The sequence below is a fragment of the Tsukamurella conjunctivitidis genome, assembly GCF_007858475.1.
Classification (GTDB): Bacteria; Actinomycetota; Actinomycetes; order Mycobacteriales; family Mycobacteriaceae; genus Tsukamurella; species Tsukamurella conjunctivitidis.
In genome coordinates, this window is the sequence record NZ_VIGX01000208.1 from 1 (window position 1) to 574 (window position 574).

Below are 574 nucleotides of genomic sequence, written 5' to 3' on the forward strand. Positions count from 1 at the left end.
CGAGTCGTCAATCGCGGAGACGTCGTAGACCACGGGGGCGTCGCGGCGCATCGGGTTCGTCGTCTGGCGCGAGAACGTCTCACCGAGGCGGCCGCCGCCAGTGAGGCCAATCAGGGAAGCTTCCAGGCTCTCCGTGATCGCCTTGTAGCGCTCGTCGCTGCCACGGTCGAGGGCCACGGCGCGCACCTCCTCGGGACCCTCCTGGATGACCCTCAGCAGGTCGCCCAAGACCGGAACGCCGTCGTGGTGCTCGTCGAGCCACTTCAAGGAACGGTCGATGATCGTCTCCTCGCGGTCCGTCGGAGGCGCCGCGCGCAGGATCGTCAGCAGCGCCGACACCATCGTCTGCCGGCGGCCGTGAGCGTCGGCCATGACCTGCATGGCCTCCTTCTCATGGCCGGCGTCGCGGAGCCGGGCGGCCGCTTCCGTGGCCTCGCCGGGGTCGAGCACGTTCAGGTAGCCGCGGCCACGGCCCAACGTGATGATCTGGCCGCCCATCGCCTCGATCAGGTCGACGTAATCGGGCTTTAAGTCCCCCAGGACCAGCGGCATCACGCCGTAGCCGGCGAGGCCC

Annotated in this window: 1 pseudogene; it reads right to left on the reverse strand. The window is 69.5% G+C overall.

From position 1 onward, the window contains the following. Window positions 1–574: pseudogene (locus FK530_RS25080) on the reverse strand (hypothetical protein); the annotation flags it as partial.